This is a genomic window from Sphingobacterium composti (assembly GCF_009829075.1).
In the GTDB taxonomy this organism is placed as follows: Bacteria; Bacteroidota; Bacteroidia; order Sphingobacteriales; family Sphingobacteriaceae; genus Sphingobacterium; species Sphingobacterium composti.
Map to the genome: position 1 here is coordinate 1 of NZ_WUQZ01000020.1, position 22,273 is coordinate 22,273.

The window sequence follows — 22,273 nt, forward strand, 5'->3', positions numbered from 1 at the left end:
TTCGCGTTGACCCATTGTCTTTAGGAATTTCGACACGTCTTACTGCACAAGGAGAATAATTCCCCTGCTTGATGGATGTTAAAAGTTTCTCCTTATGCTCTCTAAGATAATCCCCTAAGGATTCGACGCACATCTTATCGATACCGCAAGCACCACGATTACCAACCACTTGTAAATAGGCAGTATTCAAGTTCTGGCGGTCAAGGAGTTGTTCTAAAAGTCCATCTACTTTTGTGTTTGTATCGGTGAGGTTCTTTTCAATCATCCCAATAAAAGTCTGCCCTCCCACATAGCCTTCGGGTTCCGCCCTATTCTTTTGTGACCAGGTTGATAAACCTTATCAATTTTCTGCATTCTTACTCTCATTAGGTAATTTTAATGTATTGCCCACTAACTTAAGGTTCATTCCTTCCTTGCTTTGCCGTAAGCAAGTACTACGAAATCGGCTGACTTCTCACAGCTAGCTTTACTCCTTGCTTCTGAAAAAAAAACTTCCACAAGTCTGTGAGATCTCCCCGGGTAAAAACGATAACTTTCCTCTCATGTGTCTGCTACATTTACCTTGATGCTTCTGTACAGTATAGGACTTTAGTTTGTGTTGCAACCTCATCCAGCATCGTAGGCCTTATATGTAGTTTCTGTCCGTCAGACCGAGAATTTGCCTGAGGCTTCCTTCAGATTCCACCTCACGGTGTGGACACCCTTGCCTTCGGCTAACACTTCCAACTGTAATGGCGTGTTCGGGACTTGCACCCTAGAGTTATCGCCCATGCCGGGCGCACAACAAATAGTCCTTTAGTATTACACTAAAGGACTATCTTATTATGTCCACTTTGACTTTTTGATTACTTTATTCAAAATGTAAAGGACTAGTTTTGCAACTCCCCATCATTGGGTATATCTATGAAGTTGCATTTATACATTTTACTCTGTTTCATAATTCTATTTACCTCGTGTAAAAGAAATTTCCAATATTCTGTTCTCGAAGTTAAACCTATTGCCAAAGACTTAAATGCAAGAGCTATTGCCGAAATTCAACAAAGACAACTAAGTGACTCACTTCATTTCTTGATTATTTCCGATACGCAAGTTTCATATGATGAACTGCAAGATTTTGTAAGTTATTCCAACTCGAAGTACGCATCCAATGAAATAGACTTCATTTTGCATGCAGGTGATATTACGGATTATGGTGCAAATTTCGAGTATAATCTCTATTATGATGAAGTAAAAAAATCTAAGTTTCCAATAATCGCCACAATAGGGAATCACGATATGTTGGGGAATGGACGAACTATATACCAAAAAATGTTCGGCGAAGAAAATTTCGACTTTGAGGTTGGAAATTACAGATTTATAGGGCTTAATACGAATGGTAGGGAAGTAAATTTTAATCAAGAATTACCAAACATTGACTGGCTTCATAATCAATTGATTTTAAATTCTGACAAAAACATAATCTACCTTTCACATGTTTCACCTTTCTCATCTGACTTCGACCCACACTTGTCAGAAATTTTCCAACATATGATTGAAAGTACACCTTACGCATTACTTTCCATTCATGGTCATTCTCACAGTTTTAGCCTTGAAAAATCTGAAAATAATAACTTTCAATATCTTGTTGCTCCTACAATCAACAAAAGACAATATGTAGAGGTTAAAATAGCTGGAGATAAAACAGAAATAAAACAAAAATTCTTCTAATGCGGTACATTTTATTCATTACTTTGATTTTTAATTGCCATATCTTATCTGCGAACAATTCAGATAGCACCTCCATATGGAAAAGAATAATGCCCAATAGTGTCAATATTCAGTTTGCGGGAAATACCGGAATGTTTTCGGCAGGAGTTAATTATATATCACCAAATAAACATTGGGAAGGGAATTTTTCCTATGGGGTTGTGCCGCAAAAATACAGTGACCGAACAATACATTCGACAACAATCAAAGCGCGCTATATTCCGCTAATGAGAACCTATAATCGTTCTGCAGAGGTCAAATGGGTAAATGTAGGAATGTGGTTCAACTACGCATATGGGGAAAAATATTTCTACAAACTTCCCGTATATTATGATGCTGGGTATTATTATTTTCCAACCGCAGCCAATTTGGGACTTACAATAGGAAGCGAATTGAAACGGGGTAAATGGGGAATATATTACGACTTTGGTACTACAGACAAACGTGTAATTAATTTTGTAAAAAGCTCACGTGCAGTAGATTTTCACGAGATCTGGAATATCAGCTTTGGCTTGAGCTATTATATAAAATAAAAGAGTTAAGTAAAGTCTAAAAAAAGACTTTACTTAACTCTTTTTGAATTTGTTTATCGTCCATCCAATCGTACACCGAGCTTTTCAATTTTTGAATAATAGCCTCTTTCGATTCCGGTACAACCTTTTTCTTGTTGGTCAATGTAGAGGATATTACATCATTATTCAGCTCAACCTTCGTCGCAAACATATTCATATTCAATGAAGGAATGGAGACACCAAGGATTGTACCTGGCAAACCTTGGATTAACTCAGGTCCTCCGGGAACTTCCAATTGATTGGTAAAAAAAGCTACCACATAAATAGAGTCTTGAATTAATCCATTAGCACGTCGACAATCATAGCCTGCGATATTTCGGTATTCGTCTGTATATTTCCATTTTACCTTCGGAATAGTATCCGTCAAAATTAATTCTTCATCTCCAAAAACTAATAGTTTGTTAAACGTTCCTTTTTTATAATCCACATATGTTTTTGAATCACTCATTAACGGAATATACCACATCGCATTTCTGTAATTACTTGGATAATCTTCTTTTACAGTCTCAAACAAAGTTTCCATCCCATTAAATTTTAATGTATGATGCGTCACTAATTCTGCAGGACCATTCTTTTGTAAGAATTCCAAAGAGCTCTTGTCCCAAATATCAAGATCAACTTTAGCACCCATGGTTCGTTTCAAAAAGTTTTGTAAATGAAATTTACGTTCATAGGTTACTGTTCCACTATTCGGGAAATAGGTATACTGTGCAAAAGTTATATTTCCGCAAAAAACAAATAGTAATATATAAAATAGTTGCTTCATATTAATTATCTCCTTTCATAGTAGTAAAATTATAAATCAACTTAAACATGCCATATCTTCGCAACACATCGTTTGTAGATTGGGAGAATGTATATCCATATTGATTTCTTCGCACACCAGTATTTTTATTCAATAAATCATTTACAAAAAATTGTGCCTCTAATGATTTATCCTTCAAGAATTTTTTAGAAACATAACCTGTCACATTCACGACATTGAATGCAGGTAGCGTCACAGTAGCTGCTTCATGTGATTGTTCCATACCTATCACAATTTGATAATCTTTAGGGAAAGTGTAGCTGACATTCGTATTAGAGTTAAAAATAAAATTATTGGTATTCAAATCAGGTTGCAATGTAGATTTATTAATTCTATATCCAGGACTCATCCTCAAATGGAAAGACCATTTATTGGCTTTGTATGAGCTAAATCCCAATGAAGGTGAAAGTGAATAGTTTTCGTTATTATTTAACTGAGATTCTAGATTTGTCAATGACAGGTAGTTATAATTATTATTGTAGCTGACATTACCTCCTATATTCATACTTAATGCGATTTTCTTAAACAATGGCCTTCTATAGCCCCCATATGCACTCGCTGAAATATTTGATTTATCAATATTTACAAATTGAATATCTCGTCGTCCACTTGCGGGATCAAAGGTAACCGTACTACCTACTGAATTAATATACTGATTTAAATTCGCTCCAAGGTATACACTTACATCTTTAAGCTGTTTATATGAATTAAAATACAAGTACATGTTATTTGCAAAACCCGACTCTAAATCTTTATTATCCATGTAATTAATCAAAGGATTATCATTCTGCTTAAGTGGCTCTAACTGATTTAAATCTGGCTGTGTAGTACGTCCAGAATAACTTAGATACATACTTTTACTTTTTGTAATTTGGTAATTAACTGACAAAGATGGCGCTATTGATACTTGATCACGTGTAAGCTTATGATTTAGATTATTGTATTTTCGCTCTAAAGATTCAAATGAGAATGAATTACTCACATTAACCGTAATTGCATTCTTTTTATAATTAAACCCAGTATTCACCGAATTTCTTAAGGTCAAATTATTAAAGTCATTTAATAAGCCTTGATCTAGTTGATCATAATTTCCTGTAATCTCATTTTTATTAAAAGACTGATTTAACGTATATGCAGATTCTGTACCCAAAGTATACCCCACAGTTCCGGTCAAGTATTTTGTAAGTGGCTCGGTATAATTTAATGTACTGTTGAAATTGGTATTATCCCAAACATTATTTTTAAACTGATCAATCAGTAGTGAATCAGTAAGCTGACGGAAGTTGGTATTCGAATAATAATTGGAAGTACCGTCAGTTGTGTTGTTCGTCACAGAAGTATTTAATGTTAAGGATCTACGTAACTTTTGGAATCTTTTGGTTAGCATAACACTCGCATTTAAAGTTTCATTAAGATTTTGACCTGTATTGCTGGTTCTTGTGTCATTCAACAATTCTTCTTCCAAACTCTTCTCTGTGGTGGTGCTAAAACTAGAATTATCTCTATTTGTATTATTATAACCTATCCGCACGGTCATATCCGAAGTGGAATCTATTTTCAAATCATAACGTATATTTGCATTATGAGATTTATTTTCATTCAAACTAAAACCTGAAGATTGCTGAATACTCGCTAACTCTGGTAAATTATTCTGAATAAAATTAGTGCTGTTATTTTCCACTTCCATCTGCCCGCGTCGGTAATTCACATTCAACTTGTGTTTATCTCCTTTAAATTTATCTGAAAAGCTAGCGCCCATATTTAATGCTTTTGGCACACCATTCCCCCTATAATTTCCCGACCAAGAATCCATACCATCTCCACTTCCAGAAGAAGTTATCATAATTCCTCCCCCCTCCATCATCTGAATATTCCCATCCGAAGCACCATACTTTTCACCATCTTCAAAGCCAAGACTTACCATACCATCGTTTGCTGCGATTGCGAAAGCAGCAATTTTTTGAGCACCTTTGAATTTATTTACCATCCCCTTCACTCCATAATAGTTGTCAGTTCCATATCCACTTTGAACTTGACCAAAAGTTCCTTTCTTTTTATCCTCTTTTAGTGTAATATTTACAGTCTGTGTTCGTTCTCCATCATCAACGCCTGTTCTATCGTTCAAATCTGATTTTTTCTCGTAGACTTGCACCTTATCCACCATGTCTGCACGTATATTTTTTGTAATCAGCGTAGGATCATTCCCGAAAAACTCCTCACCGTCTAATAAAACTTTCTTTACTTCTTTACCTTGAGCGGTAATTTTCCCATCTGCATCAACCGTTATCCCTGGAAGAACTTTAAGCAAATCATCCACCTTCGCATCTTTATCCACCTTGAAGCTGCCTGCATTATACTCCACAGTATCGCCTTTAATAACAACAGGAATTTTGCCTGTTACAGCCACTTCGTCCAACAAAAGAAAAGCTTTAGATAATTTTACTGTGCTAATATTGTGATCTTCCATGACCTTCAAATCTTGCACATAATCGGCATATTGTGGATAAGATACGATGAGTTTATAGAATCCTGTATCCAATTTTAATATCACAAAATTTCCGCTTTCACCACTTCTAGCGAAATTTACGAGGATGGAATCTTTAGGGTTTAATAAGGCTATTGTTGCTTTATGTAGTTTAACGTTGTCTGACCCATCAGTAATTGTACCCATAAGTTTTACTTGGGAAAATGAATATGAAACATTAAAAAACAGAATAAATGTCAATAACACATAAAATTGATTAGACTTCATTCAAATTGGTTATTAAGTTTAATGATTAAAACTAATTATTTAGTTATTAATTTTTATTAAAAAAAGTTAATTTTTTTATTTTTAACTTCTTTTAACATAAGATAATAATAGATAAGATGAATAATCTTTCAATTTTCCATAAAAAAAGTGTTGCCAAACGACAACACTTCTAGTATTTCTAATTTTTACCCCGGCAATGGCACATAACCATCATCACCTGGCACTTTCGGGAATTCATGATTTCGCCAACGTACTTTTGCTTCTTCTATAGTTTGCTTATCTGTTGCCACAAAATTCCAATAAATAAATCTTTCTTCAGGAAATGGTTCTCCACCGAAAATATATACGGTAGTATTCGCTTTCATTGTGAATGAACACAAATGCGCATCTTTAGTAATCAAGATTTGTTTTGAACCATAATCATGTCCATTGCTCTCGATTTCACCTTCCAAAATATACAAGCCACTTTCCCCGTATAATTCTCCACGAATATCAATCAATGCCTCTACTGAGCTTTTAATTTCTATCATGTATAATTTGCTATATACTGGAACAGGAGATTTCTTTCCAAAAGCCTCACCAGCAATCAACTTATACGCTACGCCATTCTCTTCCCAAGCTGGAATATCTTTAGCTTCGGTATGATGAAATTCGGGCTCCATAAATTCCAAATCCTTTGGCAAAGCCACCCAAATTTGTAGACCATGCAAAAATTTATCACGTTGACGCAAATGTTCGGGAGTACGTTCGGAATGTACAACACCCTTACCTGCTGTCATCCAATTCACGGCACCTGGCATAATTTCCATAGCCGTCCCCAAACTATCTCTGTGAAATATTGAGCCTTCAAACAAATAAGTCAACGTAGAAAGTCCAATATGTGGATGTGGACCGACGTCCAAATTTTCATGGTCCGCCAAACATGCTGGCCCCATATGGTCAATAAAAACAAATGGACCTATTGAACGCTTTTGTCTAAAAGGCAACAATCGCCCAACCAAAAAATTCCCAATATTAGCTGCAGTTTCTTCTCTTATGAAATCAATGTTTGACATAGCACTCGTAATTTTTACCTAAAATTACTAAAATTTCTGTAGGTATTGAAAGATTAAATTGGCAGCTAAACGAGCGGTACGTTCGTCCAAATCATATCTAGGATTTAGCTCTGCTATATCTATACTTTGAAGTTTTGGATGTGCATAAAGGAAAGATAGCAATGCATAAAAACTGTGGTCAGGTACAATACCTTGATAAGAAACTGCACTTACTCCAGGAGCAAATGCTCCTGCAAATACATCCATGTCTATTGTAAGGTAGAGTTCATCCACTTGCTCTGCAAACTCCGCTATTTTGTCTTGAACCACTGAAATATTCGAAGATGATAATTCTGAATTGTAAATTATCTCTACACCTTGGCTTTTTGCATAATCCAACAAACCCGTCGTATTAGATATTTCTTGTATACCAATAGCTAAATATTTCAGTTTTTCACCGTTGTCAAATAATTCTTGGTTTAATTGATAAAAACTCGTTCCCGAATTCCCTTTTTCATCGGACAGAGGTCTCATATCTAAATGCGCATCAAGGTTTATCACACCAATTTTTCGACCAGAACTATACAATCCTTTGTAATGTGCGTAAGTAATTTCGTGTCCCCCGCCAATTAAAAGTGGATAGCCTCCACTACTTCGGATTTTCTGAACAACAATTGCCAATGCCTCTTGTGCAGATTCTAAATCATAACCGTTTGATTCCACATTTCCAGCATCCACTAATTGGAGTTTTTCATTGAAATGCACGGGTAAATTGGCTAGTATCTTGCGCAAATAATCAGGCGCAGATTTTGCACCTTCGCGACCTTGATTTCGACGAACACCTTCATCACAACAAAAACCTAAAAACACAACTGCATTATCTAAATGCAACTGTTCTTCTTGTAAGTCAACACAAGTTACAACCTGATGCCAACGTAGATATTCTCGTTCTTCACCATCTATTCTGCCTTGCCACAATGAAGAATCTGATTTCGTATATAATTTCTTAAATGTGTCCATTATTCGAAAATTTTATCCAACACAGATGATTCAACCAATTGGGCTTTTGTGATTTTCAAGGTATCGCTTCGGTTTAGCTCTGTCTGAATCGCTTCCATCGCTTCCTTATTCCTCGCCCAAGCACGACGTGCTATACCATTATTAACATCGAAGAACAGCATTTGTTTCAATTTTCCATCTGCTTCAGCCGTTCCATCCAAGACCATTCCGAATCCACCATTAATCACTTCTCCCCAACCTACTCCACCGCCATTGTGAATAGAAACCCATGTAGCACCTCTGAAACTATCGCCAATGACATTATGAATTGCCATATCTGCCGTAAAGCGACTTCCATCATATATATTACTAGTTTCGCGATATGGCGAGTCAGTTCCACTTACATCGTGATGGTCACGACCCAAAACTATTGGAGCTTTTAACTTTCCATCCCGCACAGCCTTATTGAATGCTGCCGCAATACGCATACGCCCTAAAGCATCAGCGTACAAAATCCGAGCTTGAGAACCTACAACTAATTTATTTTGCTCTGCTTCACGAATCCATTTGATATTATCATCCATTTGCTGCGCAATATTCACAGAAGCATTGGCTTTCAATTCCAACAAAACTTCTAATGCTAGTTCATCTGTCAAACGCAAATCTTCTGCATCTCCTGAAGTACACACCCAACGGAAAGGTCCAAATCCATAATCAAAACACATCGGTCCCAAAATATCTTGCACATAGGAAGGATATTTGAAATTAATGCCATCATCGGCCATAACATCAGCACCCGCACGACTAGCTTCTAATAAAAAGGCATTCCCATAATCAAAAAAGTAAGTTCCACTAGATGCATGTTTATTAATGATCTCCGCATGTTTTACAAGAGTTTTCTGAACTTCAGCTTTAAACTTTTCGGGTTGATTTGCAATTAAATCGTTGGATTCTGCATAAGAAAATCCCACAGGATAATAGCCTCCAGACCAAGGATTGTGCAAAGAAGTTTGATCAGAACCTACTGCGATTTGAATATTTTGGGTATAAAATTCTTCCCAAACGTCTACTACATTGCCCACATAAGCTAAAGAGACTACTTCTTTATTATTTATGGCTTGTTGAACGCGTGCTGTTAAATCATCCAAGGAATAAAATAACTCATCCACCCAACCTTGCTCATGTCTTTTAACCGCAGCGGATGGGTTTACCTCAGCACACACCGTAATACATCCAGCAATATTTCCTGCTTTCGGTTGCGCTCCACTCATACCTCCTAAACCCGACGTCACAAAAACTTTTCCTTTAATGTCTTCGCCAACTTTTAGGACTTTGCGAAAAGCATTCATCACTGTAATCGTCGTCCCGTGTACAATGCCTTGCGGCCCGATATACATATACGAACCCGCTGTCATTTGACCATATTGCGTCACCCCTAAAGCATTGAAGCGTTCCCAATCATCAGGTTTGGAATAATTTGGAATCATCATGCCATTTGTCACGACTACACGTGGTGCATTTTTGCAAGAAGGAAATAATCCCATCGGATGGCCAGAATACATATGCAATGTTTGTTCTTCTGTCATCTCGGCTAGATATTTCATCGTTAAGAGATATTGTGCCCAATTCTGAAAAACTGCACCATTCCCTCCATACGTAATCAATTCGTGCGGATGTTGTGCCACGGCTGGATCCAAATTATTCTGAATCATCAACATAATTGCCGCTGCTTGTTGGCATTTGGCAGGATATTCTGAAATAGGTCGCGCGTACATTTCGTAGTCTGGACGAAAGCGATACATATAAATTCGTCCATAAGTTCTTAATTCAGCTAAAAACTCAGCGCCTAGCTCATCGTGCCATTCAGCTTTAAAATAGCGTAAAGCATTTTGAATAGCTAATTTTTCCTCTTCCAAAGAAAGAATAGCTTTTCGCTTTGGTGCATGACTTACACTTTCATCACGTTCTTTTTTCGCAGGCAGTATATTTGGAATTCCTTGTAATATCTGTTGTTGAAATGTTGTCATAAGATTTAATTAAGCTTTAATTGAATACACTTCTTGACCATTTTTCCAAACTGAAGTTGGTTGTAAAGCACCTTGCTGATAAGTGATATTTTGATAATTATCTGTCGAGTAAATGGTAAAATCCGCTAATTGACCTGTGACTAAACGTCCTCTATCATCCAAGCGTAAAGCATGAGCAGCTCGATAAGTCAAAGCCGATAAAACTTCAGCATTATTTAACTTTTGCATCGTAGCCAAAATACTCGCCGATGCAACTAAGTGTCCCATCGGAGCAGAACCTGGATTCCAGTCTGTCGCTATAGCCAAAGAAGCACCGGCATCTAATAATCGACGAGCGGGCGTAAAAGCACAACCCAAACCCAACGAAGCAGCAGGTAAAGCCACCGCAACCACATCCGAATCAGCTAATAATTGAATTTCCTTTGCTGTCGATGCTTCCAAATGGTCTGCCGAAACAGCTCCCATTTCTACCGCTAAAGCGGATCCCGAAGTGGTAAACTGATCTGCATGCAGAATAATATCGAAACCTAATTCTTTCGCATTATCTAAATAATTTCGAATTTCATCCTCCGAAAAAGCAGATTGCTCTATAAAAGCATCGATGCGAGTTGTTAAATTCTCGCTTTTTAGAATTGGGAATAATTCCTTTTGGATATATTTTAAATATTCAACTGAAGATCCTTCAAAATCACGTGGCTTCATATGGGCAGCCAAACAAGTCGGGATTAAATCTACAGCCGTGTGTTTATTCGCTTCTTTAATCGCGCGTAGCGTTTTTAACTCTTGCTCAACATTTAATCCATACCCGCTCTTGACTTCAACTGTTGTAACACCTTGCTTTAATAATTCATTTGCCCGTCCAACAATTAAATCAACTAATTCGTCTTCCGAACAAGCTCGAGTATGCTGTACCGTACTCCAAATACCACCACCTGCATTCGCAATTTCTAAATAAGAACTTCCTGCATTCCGCAAAGCGAAATCATTCGCACGATTACCCGCATATGCAATATGTGTATGACAATCTACATAAGAAGGAAGACACACATGTTCGCCTGATAGCACTATCTGTTCAGCATTTGGATACTTTTCTTTCAATTGCTGATAATCGCCAACTTCTACAATATATTCATCCTCAAAATAAAGCCCTGCCTGCGTAATTATTTCCAATTGCGTATCAGACAAAGCACCTTTTAGTGGCAAATCCCGCATTGTCAAAAGTTTTGTAAAAGGACCTATAAGTTTTCTTTTCATACTAATAATTATCAAAATAATCCGTGTAAGTTTCTTTATAACGTACTCTTTCTTGGGTTTCTACTTGATTAGCTATCGCCAACAATTCACCAGATTTCACCATCGCTAAAGCCGAACCTAAAATTTCTTCCATCGGTTGGTCTTCTTCCAAATGTGGAATTTGCGTACGAATATGTTGATGAATTTGCTCAATAATTGGTGTTGAAGTCAATGGATAATGGAAATCTTTTGCCTGAGCAGCACAAAGCAATTCAATACTCAATATTTTATCCACATTGTCGATAACCTGTAATAACTTTCTACCGGAAATCGAACCCATACTCACATGGTCTTCTTGTCCCAATGATGTAGGAATACTGTCAGCGCTTGATGGAAAGCACAAACCCTTATTTTCACTAGCTATAGCGGCAGTTGTATATTGCAAAATCATAAAGCCCGAATTCAAACCCGTCACTTTCATCAACAATTTCGGCACCCCATTGGTTTCTCCTTCCAATGAAAGATACACCCGTCTGTCCGAGATATTTCCAATTTCGGAAATAGCCAATGTCGCATAATCCATTGGCAACGCTATGGGCTGTCCATGAAACGAGCCACCACTAATTGTCAATTCATCATTGATAATAATAGGATTATCCGTCACCGCATTAATTTCAGTTTCGATAATTTCTTTCAGATGCAACCAAGCGTTGCGGGAAGCTCCATGCACTTGTGGAATGCAACGCAAGGAATAAGGGTCTTGAACACGTGAACAGTTTTTATGGGATTCTAAAATAGCTGACCCCGATAAAAGATTAAAAATCTTTGAAGCGACATACGAGTTCCCTTTGTAATCACGCAATTGGTGTAACTCTTTATAAAATGGTTTAATCGAGCCATTCAACCCCTCAATCATCAATGTAACCACTAAATCAGCTGTATCCAATACACGACTCATTTCAACTACCGCTTTGACAGCATGAGCAGCCATAAATTGTGTACCGTTTATTAAAGCTAAGCCTTCTTTTGCACCTAATTCAACTGCTTTTAGATTAAACTCTGCTAATACTTCTGCGGTATTTCGAATTTCATTTTGATAATTTACTTTTCCTAATCCAATCAATGGCAAAAAAAGATGCGACAAGGGAGCTAAATCTCCAGATGCGCCAACCGAACCTTGTTTGGGTACAACAGGAATTACATCATGCTCAATATGCCAAATAATACGATCTACCGTACTTAGTTGAACTCCCGAAAATCCTTTTGCCAGCGCATGGACTTTCAGAATTAGCATCAATTTTGCCAATTCCTTTTCAATCGGTTCTCCCATACCCACGGCATGACTTTTTAGAATATTCTCTTGCAATTTTCTCGTGTCATCCGCATCTATCAATGTAGTACAAAGCGGACCAAAGCCCGTATTGATACCATATACCACATCGCCCTTATCTACAATCTTTTGTACATATGCCGCACTTCGATTGATATTTTCTATAGTTTCTTGTGACAAAATACCTTGAATTTCGCCCCTTGCAATAGAAATTGCAGTTGAGCTTTTCAAGTAATCTTCACCGTATTTAAAAGTTTTCATAGTCTGTTCGCTTACTATATCAAATTTACTCGCTACTTTTGATAACTAATAATACCAATTACATCAATAATTGATAACCATGAATTATGAAATAGAATTACGTCATCTTCATTATTTTCGCGTATTAGCAGAAGAATTGCACTTTAGAAAAGCTGCTGAAAGACTATTTATATCCCAACCTGGTTTGACTCGACAAATCAAACAAATGGAAGAAATCTACAATACCCTGCTGTTTGAGAGAGGAAAACGCTCTGTAAAATTGACTGAGGCAGGCGAATTCCTTAAGCAGGAAGTAGGTTTAATATTCAACCAACTCAACAATATCCAAACTCACATAGAAAAAATCAGCGAAGGCAAAATCACAAACTTGAAGCTTGGATTTATCGGGTCTGCTGTTCAAACCATTCTTCCTGAATTGTTAGCGAAATTAAAAGCAAAACAGCCTTTGATTGATGTTACACTAAATGAACTTAGCAATGAAATTCAAGTGGAAATGTTATTAAAAAATGAGCTTGATTTTGGTTTTGTACGCATAGAGAATTTTCCAACAGCCATTAATACACATCCTATACTGACGGAAAATTTTGCATTGGTTGTTCCCAAAAATCATACACTCAGTACGAAAAAGAAAATCAACTTGCTGGATTTTAAAGACGAATCATTCATCCTATTTTCAAAACAGTACAGCGCTTCCTATTACGATTTGGTCATGAGTATTTTCAGAGACCACCAATTCGAACCTAAAGTAGCCCTTCGAACAGTCAATGCACTATCTATTTTCAATTTAGTATCCCAAGGATTGGGTATTGCGATTGTTCCTTCTTCTCTCAAAAAAGGATATAATGCAGATGTAAATTTTATTGAATTGACACAAATTCCGCAACGAACAACACTTTATCTAGCATGGAATCAACAAAATAGAAACCCTGGAATACAGACTTTTATTGATACACTAAAAGAAATTAAAAAATAATTAATAATTTGTTATGAAATTCTGATGTTTTGTGCATCCCTCGCATATTAGATATTATTTAATAGAGTTTTTATGAAAAAACTATACTGGTTACTAATTTTCCTATTGCCGTTGAGATTATTTGGTCAAGCGCTCGATTCAAATTTTATTGCACAAAAATGGAAAGAAGTTGAAAGCCTTTTGGCTATGAAAAATTATGAGCAAACACTACCGTATCTCGCTGTCATAAAATCTCATGCAAAAAAGCAGAATAATTCGGCAGAATGGATTAGAGCAGTTTTAGCTGAATCACAAGCAAAGACTTTAAATAAAACGGGAGAACAGTCCTTCATCAGCATACGCAAGCATTTTGAAGAAAGTATAGCACAAGGCAATCCGATAGAGAAATCCATTTTAAATAATTATTACGCCATGTATTTGTGGTCAAATTCCAATACTTTTAAAACTAAAAGTACGGATGATTTTCTACAAGCTACAGGTCCTTCAAAACTTCAGATTATTGATTCTATCTTCAGAGAATCTATCAAAAATGAGTCACTACTTATTCAACAAAAATCAGACAACTTCATTGATTTATTTAGCCAAGTTCAGAACCTTACTCTTACCCCAACTATCTATCATTTCTTGTCTTATCAATATTTAGATTTTCTGAAACAAGTATCTAAAACGAAAGAACACGATTCTATTCGTAATTCGTTACTGATTTTAAACAATAAAAATAAGTATGATGATGCTACAGTATATTTACTAACACGTGACTTAGAAATTGGTTACTATTGGAATAAAGATTGGATTTCCAAAGTTGAAGACATCATAAATTCACACACCGCGGATTATAATGCCTTTTTACTTTACCAAATAGCCAACATCTATTTCCAAGAGGATAAAGCAAAAGCTTATCAATACATCCAAACTGCCAAATCAAAATATCCCAAATCCCCTTGGATTGATAATTGTTTGCAATTAGAAAAGAAGCTTAAAAAAGTAGAGTTAAAAATTGAACATAATGTCTTCGAACCCTCAAATACCTACATTCCTGTTAAACTATCTATACGCAATGCTGATAAAGTATTTATTAGGGTCTACAAAACCACAAATACGCCAAAAGATTACAGAGAGTGGAATGCAAAATACGATTCGCTGACTTTTGTGACAAGTATTGACGCGCCATTGATTTATGAGGAGCAAAAGAATTTAAAGTCATTCGAAGATTTCAAAAGTCATAATACGATTTACAAGTTGAACCCTCTAATTTATGGTAATTACACAATTTTTGTCTCAAATAATCCAGAATTCAAAAATGATGGAGAAGAGAAAACGACGAGCATTTCCAAATTAACCGTGTCGGATGTCTTTATATCTGCTTCATTAGACGTAGAAACCGATGATTACTACATATATAAAATCTTGTTAATTAATCGCAAAACAGGCTCGCCATATGCAAAAAAGTCGGTTCATCAATATAAAACATTAAATAAAAACATTGAGCTACTAAAGAAACTAAAAACGGACAATAAAGGTGAATTTATCTATAAATCTTATTCCTCTACAAGATATAATAAATTAGATGATTTAGAATTATACCTTCCCGAAGAAAATCAATTTATTGACTTAATGGATTTGGACGATGTCCCAGAACATTTGGTAGAAGATCATGATAATGAAGGCAACATCAGCTTTCAAACCATGTCTGACAGAGCAATCTATAGACCTGGACAAGATATTTATTTCAAATCAATATTGTACAACAATCACAAAATTAAGGGCAAGGTATTGACCAACCAAGCTGTGAGTGTGTATCTAATCGACGCTAATTATCAAAAGATTGATTCATTAAGCTTAACTACCAATGAATTTGGATCCATAAACGGAAAGTTTAAAATTCCTACCCAGACATTGGCGGGTACTTTTCGTATTGATGTGAGCACAAAAAACCGTGCATCTGCCAATCATTATTTTCGGGTTGAAGAATACAAAAGGCCGACTTTCAAAGTAGAATTTGAGCAAAATAAAGAAACCTATACACACGCAGATACCGCGATATTTGTAGGAAAAGTTGAATCTTTAGCTGGCGCCAAATTAGCTGATGCTTCCGTAAGATATAAGATTGATTTTTATTCTACTAAAAATTACAGAACTATTAATTATGTGGATTCGCTGATTCAAACGGATCAAGAAGGTAAGTTCTTCATTAAAGTTCCTTTATCAGATAGTACATTTAACAAGTTGGATGATTTTACATTGAACTATTCGGTAGAAGTAACCAATCAAACGGGCGAAATGCAACAAGCTGCTGGCTATTATAGATTCACGACGAAGCCTTGGAATATAGGCATCTATACCACGACAAATGTAGAAGAAGGGAAATGGTCACAACTACAAGTGTTTACCAAAAACCAACATGGTCATCCTTTAAAATTCGCTGGGAAAGTAAATATTTATAAACTCGATGTACTTAAAAAGCCGATTTCGAGAAAATATTACAACTATTTTAAAAATGCTAACTACCATTTACTCGATAATCAAGATTATGAAAAGTATTTTCCTCATTATTTCGATGAACAAACAATAAAAAATGAGACAAAAAAATTAGTGACCTCTTATAATTTTGACACAAGAGATACTTCTTTAGTTAAAATTGATTCCACGCTATTTACAAAAGGTAGTTACTTGATTGAAGCAGTGAGTATTCAAAAAAATGACACTATAAGTAGTGCTGCAACTGTAAATATTTATGACGCTATTACACGTAAAGTGTCCAATAACAATTTCCTATCTTATTACTATGACAAGGGTAATTATACTGTTGGAGACCTTGTAAAAATTACTTTCCAGACTGATGTAAAAAATCCAGCAAATCTATTTTTATTTGAAAGCGTAGGAAGTAAGAAACAACCGACAAAGGTCTTAAAATGGAAGAATAATGAAACGACCTATTCATTTATTCTGACAGACAAAATGATTTCCCCAGTTATTAGTTTCACAGCGTTATTTGTTAATAACAATCAAGCGCAAACTTTAGATATTCGTATTCCGATTACGGAGAACAATAAAAATATAGAGATTACAACGCATACATTCAGAGACAAAATAACACCCGGACAAAAAGAGAAATGGCGCTTTACGTTGAAAGCTAAGGAGAGCAACCTTTCAGCCGAATTATTAGCGACTATGTATGATAGCTCATTGGATGCTTTTGCTAGTAATACTTTTCCATCGCAGTTGTCATTATATCAAGATTATTCTAGAATTTCGTATTACCACCTTTTAAGAGAATTCAATCACGTAGATGTAAGCCACACATTATTTAATAAACCTTTTAATTACGCAGAAATAACCAACGCTTTATCCATTCCGCGAAGATATAATTTATGGACTCCGCAAGAATACAATTATTTAAGACGGAATTTCGGTGATGATAGTGGTACCCTTGATGAAGTTGTGGTTACAGCTTTTAGCCCTACTGAAAAAGAATCAATGGTTGCTTCAGTAGCAAAAGTTTCAGGTTCAGCATATGGCTCAACCAATGGAGTAGAAGAAATAACAATTAGAGGAGCTTCAACTACTCAATCTACAGAACCATTATATATCATAGATGGTGAAATTGTAGATAAACAAACTTTTGACACGATAAATAAAAGTAATATAGACAATATAAATGTTTTAAAAAATGAAGCAGAAACTGCTCTCTATGGTTCTCGTGGAGCAAATGGTGTTATAGTTATTACCACAAAAGAAGGCAAACTAAAAGAAGAACAACTTAACAACGTACAAGCTCGAACCAACCTACAAGAAACAGCTTTCTTCTACCCGACGCTTTATACCGATGCGGAGGGCAATGTATCTTTTGAATTTGATTCGCCAAAAGCGTTGACAAAGTGGAAATTGCTTCTATTTGCACATAGCAAGAATTTGCAATCAGGTTCAGCTACCTTCTTCACAAAAACTCAAAAGCAGTTGATGGTTAGACCAAATCTTCCGCGTTACCTTCGTGAAGGTGATAAAATAACGCTGAAAGCTCAAATTCAAAACTTAAGCAAAGAATTGCAAAAAGGTAATGCACGTATTGAAATCATTAATCCCGAAACAAACGAAAATATCACTTCGCAATTTATAAAAGAAAATAGCACCAATTCTTTTGAAGCTGACGCTTCGAAAAACACTATTGTAGAATGGGAAGTAATTGTACCAAAAGATTTCCCTACGATACAAATCAGAATAGTAGCCGCTAGTGATGAGTTTTCGGATGGCGAACAACAAGAATTAGCAATTCTTCCTAATCGAATTTTAGTTTCGGAAACCGAAAAAATCGTATTAAAGTCGAATCAGACGCAAGAATATAAAATTGATGCTTCCAAAAAAGACAATTTGCAAGCACGTATTCAAGTTCAAAGTAACCCGATTTTAGAGATTATTTCGGCTTTGGATTATTTGAAAAACTATCCTTACGAATGCAATGAGCAAATAGTAAGTAAATGGTTTGGATTAAAAATGGTAGAATATATGGGTAAAAATTATCCAGCTATTGCAACCTATTTCAAATCCTTAAATACAGAGGAAGCTAGTGGAAAATTAGAAGAAAATGCGACTTTGTCTCAACTGAAGTTGGAAGAAATACCTTGGCTTCGGGATATTCAGCATGATGAAGCCAAACTAAAATCCATAGCGCAGTTATTTAATTCCAGCATTCGACAAGAATTAAAAAGCATAGAACAAAAAATCAGCAAAAATCAAATGCCTTCGGGTGGCTATGCATGGTTTGATGGTGGTAAAGAAAATACATACATTTCTACTCGTATCTTGGAAATCATGGGTAAAGTTTTATTGCTTGACCATACATTAGTCAATACTAATATCAAAGCCGTTGCACAAAAATTGGTTACGTATTTGGATAATGACACCACGATTTTTAACCCAAAATACACTTACCATAATGCTTTAGATTATTTGTATGCGCGTCATTATTGGAATGGCTTTCATTCTTTGGATAAACAAAAAGTAGAAAAACTTCAAACTATCATACAAAAATCTTCTTTGACTACAGCCAACCAACCAGCTGGCTTAGCCGCAAAAGCTTGGGTATCGAGTCAGTTGTTTGGAACGAGTAAAACGTCCAATGAACTGAAAAACCGCATCACGCAAGAAGCGATTTCGGACGAAGACAGAGGGATGTATTGGGAATCAAACAGCCGCTATTACAACAGTAACAGTTTACAATCCTACATGGTGGAAGCGTACAAATTGCATAATCCTACTAAATTGCATGAAATCACGCAATGGTTATTTTACAGCAAACAAGCTAACCATTGGCAAACCACTTGGATGACTGTAGATGCGGTGTATGCGCTATTATTAGCGAATAATCCTCAAGATTTTTCGGTTGAAAATACAGTCAAGATTTGGATTGATGGCAAAGAATCTGAGCAAAATAAATCCGTTCTTGGTCAATTTACAAAATCTTTAAATAAATCAGAGTTAACGACAGACAAACAAGTCAAGATTCAAAATTATAACGATAGAACAATTTTTGGAAATATTGTGCACCAATATTTTAGTCCATTAGAAGTTATTCAAAAAACATTAAAAGAGATTTCAGTCAACAAGCAGTACTTTGTTGAAAGAAATGGCAAATGGGTAGAAACTTCGGAAGCAAAATTAGGCGAACGCATCAAAGTCAAAATCACAGTGGTGAATGACAATCCGTTGCAATATGTCCATATCAAAGATGCGCGTCCTTCGGGAGTAGAACCAATCTACCAACCGTCAGGTTATAAGTGGTGGCAAGGCTATTATTTCACGATCAAAGATGCTTCAACAAATTATTTCTACGACAATTTGAAGAAAGGCTTGACCGAATTGGAATATGAAGTCAAAGCAAATAATGTCGGTATATTTAATTCAGGAATTACAACTGTGGAATGTATGTACGAACCTTCGGTATATGCTCGTTCGGAAAACAAAGTATTAACGATAGTGCCATGATTTATGATGTTATTTTGACTATAGGAGAAATCTAAACTTACGAGATTTCTCCTATAGTCATAATGACTTGATCACTTTTAAAAAAAGGCACCCTTTTTGCGACATACCTACCGAAGGGAAGTATCCTTTTGAAAGGAAAACTATCAATTGATAATTTAATAACTTTTCAAGAATTCTGCCAATTTCCCAACTGCAATAGCACGATGACTAATAGCGTTTTTCTCCTCAGCTGACATTTCCGCAAAAGTTTTATCATAGCCATTTGGGATAAAAATCGGGTCATATCCAAAACCTTTCTCTCCAAGTCTTTCTTTAATAATTTGACCTTCGATAGCTCCCTCAAAGAAATGTTGTTGTTCGTTGAAATATAAAGAAATTACTGTTTTAAATCTTGCAGTACGGTTTGAATTATCACCCAATTTCTCCAATACCAAGTCAATATTCTTTTCCATATCACGTGAACCGGAATATCGTGCCGAATATACGCCTGGTTCACCATTCAAAGCATCTATTTCCAATCCTGAATCATCTCCAAAACAATACAAACCATATTTATTCACTAAATAGTCCGTTTTTTGTTGGGCATTTTCTTGAAAAGTTACTCCAGTCTCTGGAATATCATCCTGACAATCAATATCATTCAAGGATTTAATCACAAACTTATCTCCTACTATAGCTTGGACTTCTTCAAGCTTATGCGCATTATTTGTTGCAAATACTAGTTCTAACATGATGTAAAAGTAAAAAGTAAAAAAGGAGAAGTCAAAATGAAATAAGAAGATATTAAGAATTATTATTCAGGCTTCAAAAAACAAAACATGCTCAATTAAATTAACAATTGACAATTATCAATTCGAAATAAACGTCTTAAATTCTCCCCAGAAAAGTTTCTTTTTGTTGACATCCGCGAACATTTCTTCGAATGAAAAAGTATTGAACACGGTTGCTATACGACCTTTCATATAGGAGTTATGTGCGATTTCGGGAAGTTTTAAAGAAGCTGGCTCTATACCTAGCAAGGTAATTTTCTTTGGCTCAAAGAAAGCCATAATACGCTTAAAGTCATTTGGATTTTGAGGGTTAGCCAAGTTGACTACAGCTACATTTTCAGGAGTAAGCTGCAAAGCTCCGATAGTTTTGATAAAAGCTTCTTCCGCCGCTGGCGAGAAGTATGGATATGACGGATAACGCAGAATAAATAATACGCCCGTGCTTTTATCTCCTTTGTATACAAAATCTTCAGCAGAGGAATCCCAATTAACAGCAGAATCCACGTCTAGAGATTGTGACTGAACTTCCTCCATAGCAAATCCTGTCGAAAACAAAGTTTCATTCATCAAAGTCTGAAGTGCTATAGGATTATATGTAAGAAGGTTGCTCATATTATTTATGATTAAAAGATAATAGACAATAGATTTTAGATTAGTATATAAAAGTTTAAAAAGATATGAGATACAAGAAAAATCTCATATCTCATATCTAAATACTAATGTCTATAAAACTATTGACCCAAAATATAAGCGAATACCAATGGCGCTACGATAGTAGCATCTGATTCGATCATAAATTTAGGTGTATCAATATCTAATTTGCCCCAAGTAATTTTCTCATTTGGAACAGCACCTGAATACGAACCGTATGAAGTCGTAGAGTCAGAAATCTGACAGAAGTAAGACCAGAAAGGAACATCCGTCCATTCTAAATCTTGATACATCATAGGCACTACACAGATAGGGAAGTCACCAGAAATACCACCGGCGATTTGGAAGAAACCAACACCTTTACCACCTGAGTTAGCACGGTACCATTCCGTTAGGTAAATCATGTATTCGATACCTGATTTTACTGTTGACGCTTTCAAGTTACCTTTGATCACATTTGAAGCGAAGATATTACCAGTAGTAGAATCTTCCCATCCTGGACACACAATTGGTAAGTTTTTCTCTGCTGCAGCAACAATCCATGAATCCTTAGGATCGATTTCGTAGTATTGCTCCAATACACCAGAATTTACAACTTGGTACAAAAATTCGTGTGGTAAGTAACGCTCACCTTTTGCCTCAGCAGCATGCCAAACATCTTCTAAATGTGCTTGAAGACGACGGAAAGCTTCTTCTTCTGGAATACATGTATCCGTTACACGGTTGAAGTGCGTATCTAATAATTCGCGTTCTTGCTCTGGTGTCAAATCTCTCCAGTTTGGAATGCGTTTGTAGTGCGAATGCGCTACCAAATTCATCACATCCTCTTCTAAGTTTGCACCAGTACAAGAGATAATATGTACTTTATCTTGACGGATCATTTCCGCTAAAGAAACACCTAATTCAGCTGTTGACATTGCACCACCTAATGAAATCAACATTTTACCACCTTCTAGTAAATGTTGCTCATATCCTTTTGCTGCATCGACTAACGCAGCAGCATTGAAGTGACGGTAATTGTGCTCAATAAATTGACTAATTGGACCTTTTTGTGTACTCATCTTTTTCTATTTTTAATAAGTAGCACAAAGGTACTGAATTATATTTATTTAAAAATTTCGTAGTGTTTATTCTAGAA

The 22,273-nt window shown here is 35.8% G+C and carries 14 protein-coding genes and 1 pseudogene; 4 read left to right on the forward strand and 11 right to left on the reverse strand.

Annotated features, from left to right (window positions below):
- A pseudogene (locus GOQ17_RS12430) lies at positions 1 to 289 on the reverse strand (hypothetical protein); the annotation flags it as partial.
- Between the two features lie 614 nt (positions 290 to 903).
- Here GOQ17_RS12430 and GOQ17_RS12435 point away from each other — a divergent pair.
- Positions 904 to 1,707: a metallophosphoesterase family protein gene (locus GOQ17_RS12435; protein ID WP_159637782.1), complete on the forward strand. Its 804-nt coding sequence runs from the start codon at positions 904 to 906 to the stop codon at positions 1,705 to 1,707.
- The gene (locus GOQ17_RS12440) at positions 1,707 to 2,279 is read left to right on the forward strand and encodes a hypothetical protein (protein ID WP_159637784.1); all 573 of its coding nucleotides are present in this window, start codon (positions 1,707 to 1,709) and stop codon (positions 2,277 to 2,279) included. The genes GOQ17_RS12435 and GOQ17_RS12440 overlap by 1 nt, the downstream gene beginning before the upstream one ends.
- A gap of 16 nt (positions 2,280 to 2,295) precedes the next feature.
- On the opposite strand, the gene GOQ17_RS12445 is transcribed toward GOQ17_RS12440, so the two are convergent.
- From GOQ17_RS12445 to hutH, 7 genes are all read right to left on the reverse strand, one after another.
- Positions 2,296 to 3,084, reverse strand: a complete 789-nt coding sequence (locus tag GOQ17_RS12445) for a GLPGLI family protein (RefSeq protein WP_159637786.1) — start codon at positions 3,082 to 3,084, stop codon at positions 2,296 to 2,298.
- Between the two features lies 1 nt (position 3,085).
- Complete coding sequence (locus tag GOQ17_RS12450) at positions 3,086 to 5,794, reverse strand: TonB-dependent receptor (protein WP_159637788.1); 2,709 nt, start codon at positions 5,792 to 5,794, stop codon at positions 3,086 to 3,088.
- Between the two features lie 266 nt (positions 5,795 to 6,060).
- Positions 6,061 to 6,930 carry a pirin family protein gene (locus GOQ17_RS12455; protein WP_159637790.1) on the reverse strand — a complete coding sequence of 290 codons (870 nt, stop codon included), beginning with the start codon at positions 6,928 to 6,930 and terminating at the stop codon, positions 6,061 to 6,063.
- A gap of 27 nt (positions 6,931 to 6,957) precedes the next feature.
- Positions 6,958 to 7,929, reverse strand: a complete 972-nt coding sequence (gene hutG / locus GOQ17_RS12460; RefSeq protein ID WP_159637792.1) for a formimidoylglutamase — start codon at positions 7,927 to 7,929, stop codon at positions 6,958 to 6,960.
- Positions 7,929 to 9,935 carry a urocanate hydratase gene (hutU, locus tag GOQ17_RS12465; protein WP_159637794.1) on the reverse strand — a complete coding sequence of 669 codons (2,007 nt, stop codon included), beginning with the start codon at positions 9,933 to 9,935 and terminating at the stop codon, positions 7,929 to 7,931. The genes hutG and hutU overlap by 1 nt, the downstream gene beginning before the upstream one ends.
- A 9-nt stretch (positions 9,936 to 9,944) precedes the next feature.
- Positions 9,945 to 11,189: an imidazolonepropionase gene (hutI, locus tag GOQ17_RS12470; protein WP_159637796.1), complete on the reverse strand. Its 1,245-nt coding sequence runs from the start codon at positions 11,187 to 11,189 to the stop codon at positions 9,945 to 9,947.
- Between the two features lies 1 nt (position 11,190).
- Complete coding sequence (gene hutH, locus GOQ17_RS12475; RefSeq protein ID WP_159637798.1) at positions 11,191 to 12,759, reverse strand: histidine ammonia-lyase; 1,569 nt, start codon at positions 12,757 to 12,759, stop codon at positions 11,191 to 11,193.
- Between the two features lie 79 nt (positions 12,760 to 12,838).
- Here hutH and GOQ17_RS12480 point away from each other — a divergent pair, with 79 nt between their 5' ends.
- Both GOQ17_RS12480 and GOQ17_RS12485 read left to right on the forward strand, forming a co-directional pair.
- On the forward strand, positions 12,839 to 13,732 hold the full coding sequence (locus tag GOQ17_RS12480; protein WP_159637800.1) for a LysR family transcriptional regulator: 894 nt from the start codon (positions 12,839 to 12,841) through the stop codon (positions 13,730 to 13,732).
- A 72-nt stretch (positions 13,733 to 13,804) separates the two neighbouring features.
- Positions 13,805 to 19,714, forward strand: coding sequence for an alpha-2-macroglobulin family protein (locus tag GOQ17_RS12485; protein WP_159637801.1), 5,910 nt, complete (start codon positions 13,805 to 13,807; stop codon positions 19,712 to 19,714).
- A 155-nt stretch (positions 19,715 to 19,869) separates the two neighbouring features.
- Here GOQ17_RS12485 and GOQ17_RS12490 read toward each other — a convergent pair whose 3' ends face one another.
- The 3 genes from GOQ17_RS12490 to GOQ17_RS12500 all read right to left on the reverse strand — a co-directional run bounded on the left by GOQ17_RS12490 (position 19,870) and on the right by GOQ17_RS12500 (position 22,196).
- On the reverse strand, positions 19,870 to 20,445 hold the full coding sequence (locus GOQ17_RS12490; protein ID WP_159637803.1) for a non-canonical purine NTP diphosphatase: 576 nt from the start codon (positions 20,443 to 20,445) through the stop codon (positions 19,870 to 19,872).
- Positions 20,446 to 20,562: 117 nt separating this feature from the next.
- Complete coding sequence (locus GOQ17_RS12495; protein ID WP_159637805.1) at positions 20,563 to 21,096, reverse strand: hypothetical protein; 534 nt, start codon at positions 21,094 to 21,096, stop codon at positions 20,563 to 20,565.
- Positions 21,097 to 21,215: 119 nt separating this feature from the next.
- A complete protein-coding gene (locus tag GOQ17_RS12500; protein WP_159637807.1) occupies positions 21,216 to 22,196 on the reverse strand; it encodes a deoxyhypusine synthase family protein in 981 nt (326 codons plus the stop codon).
- Positions 22,197 to 22,273: the final 77 nt, after the last annotated feature.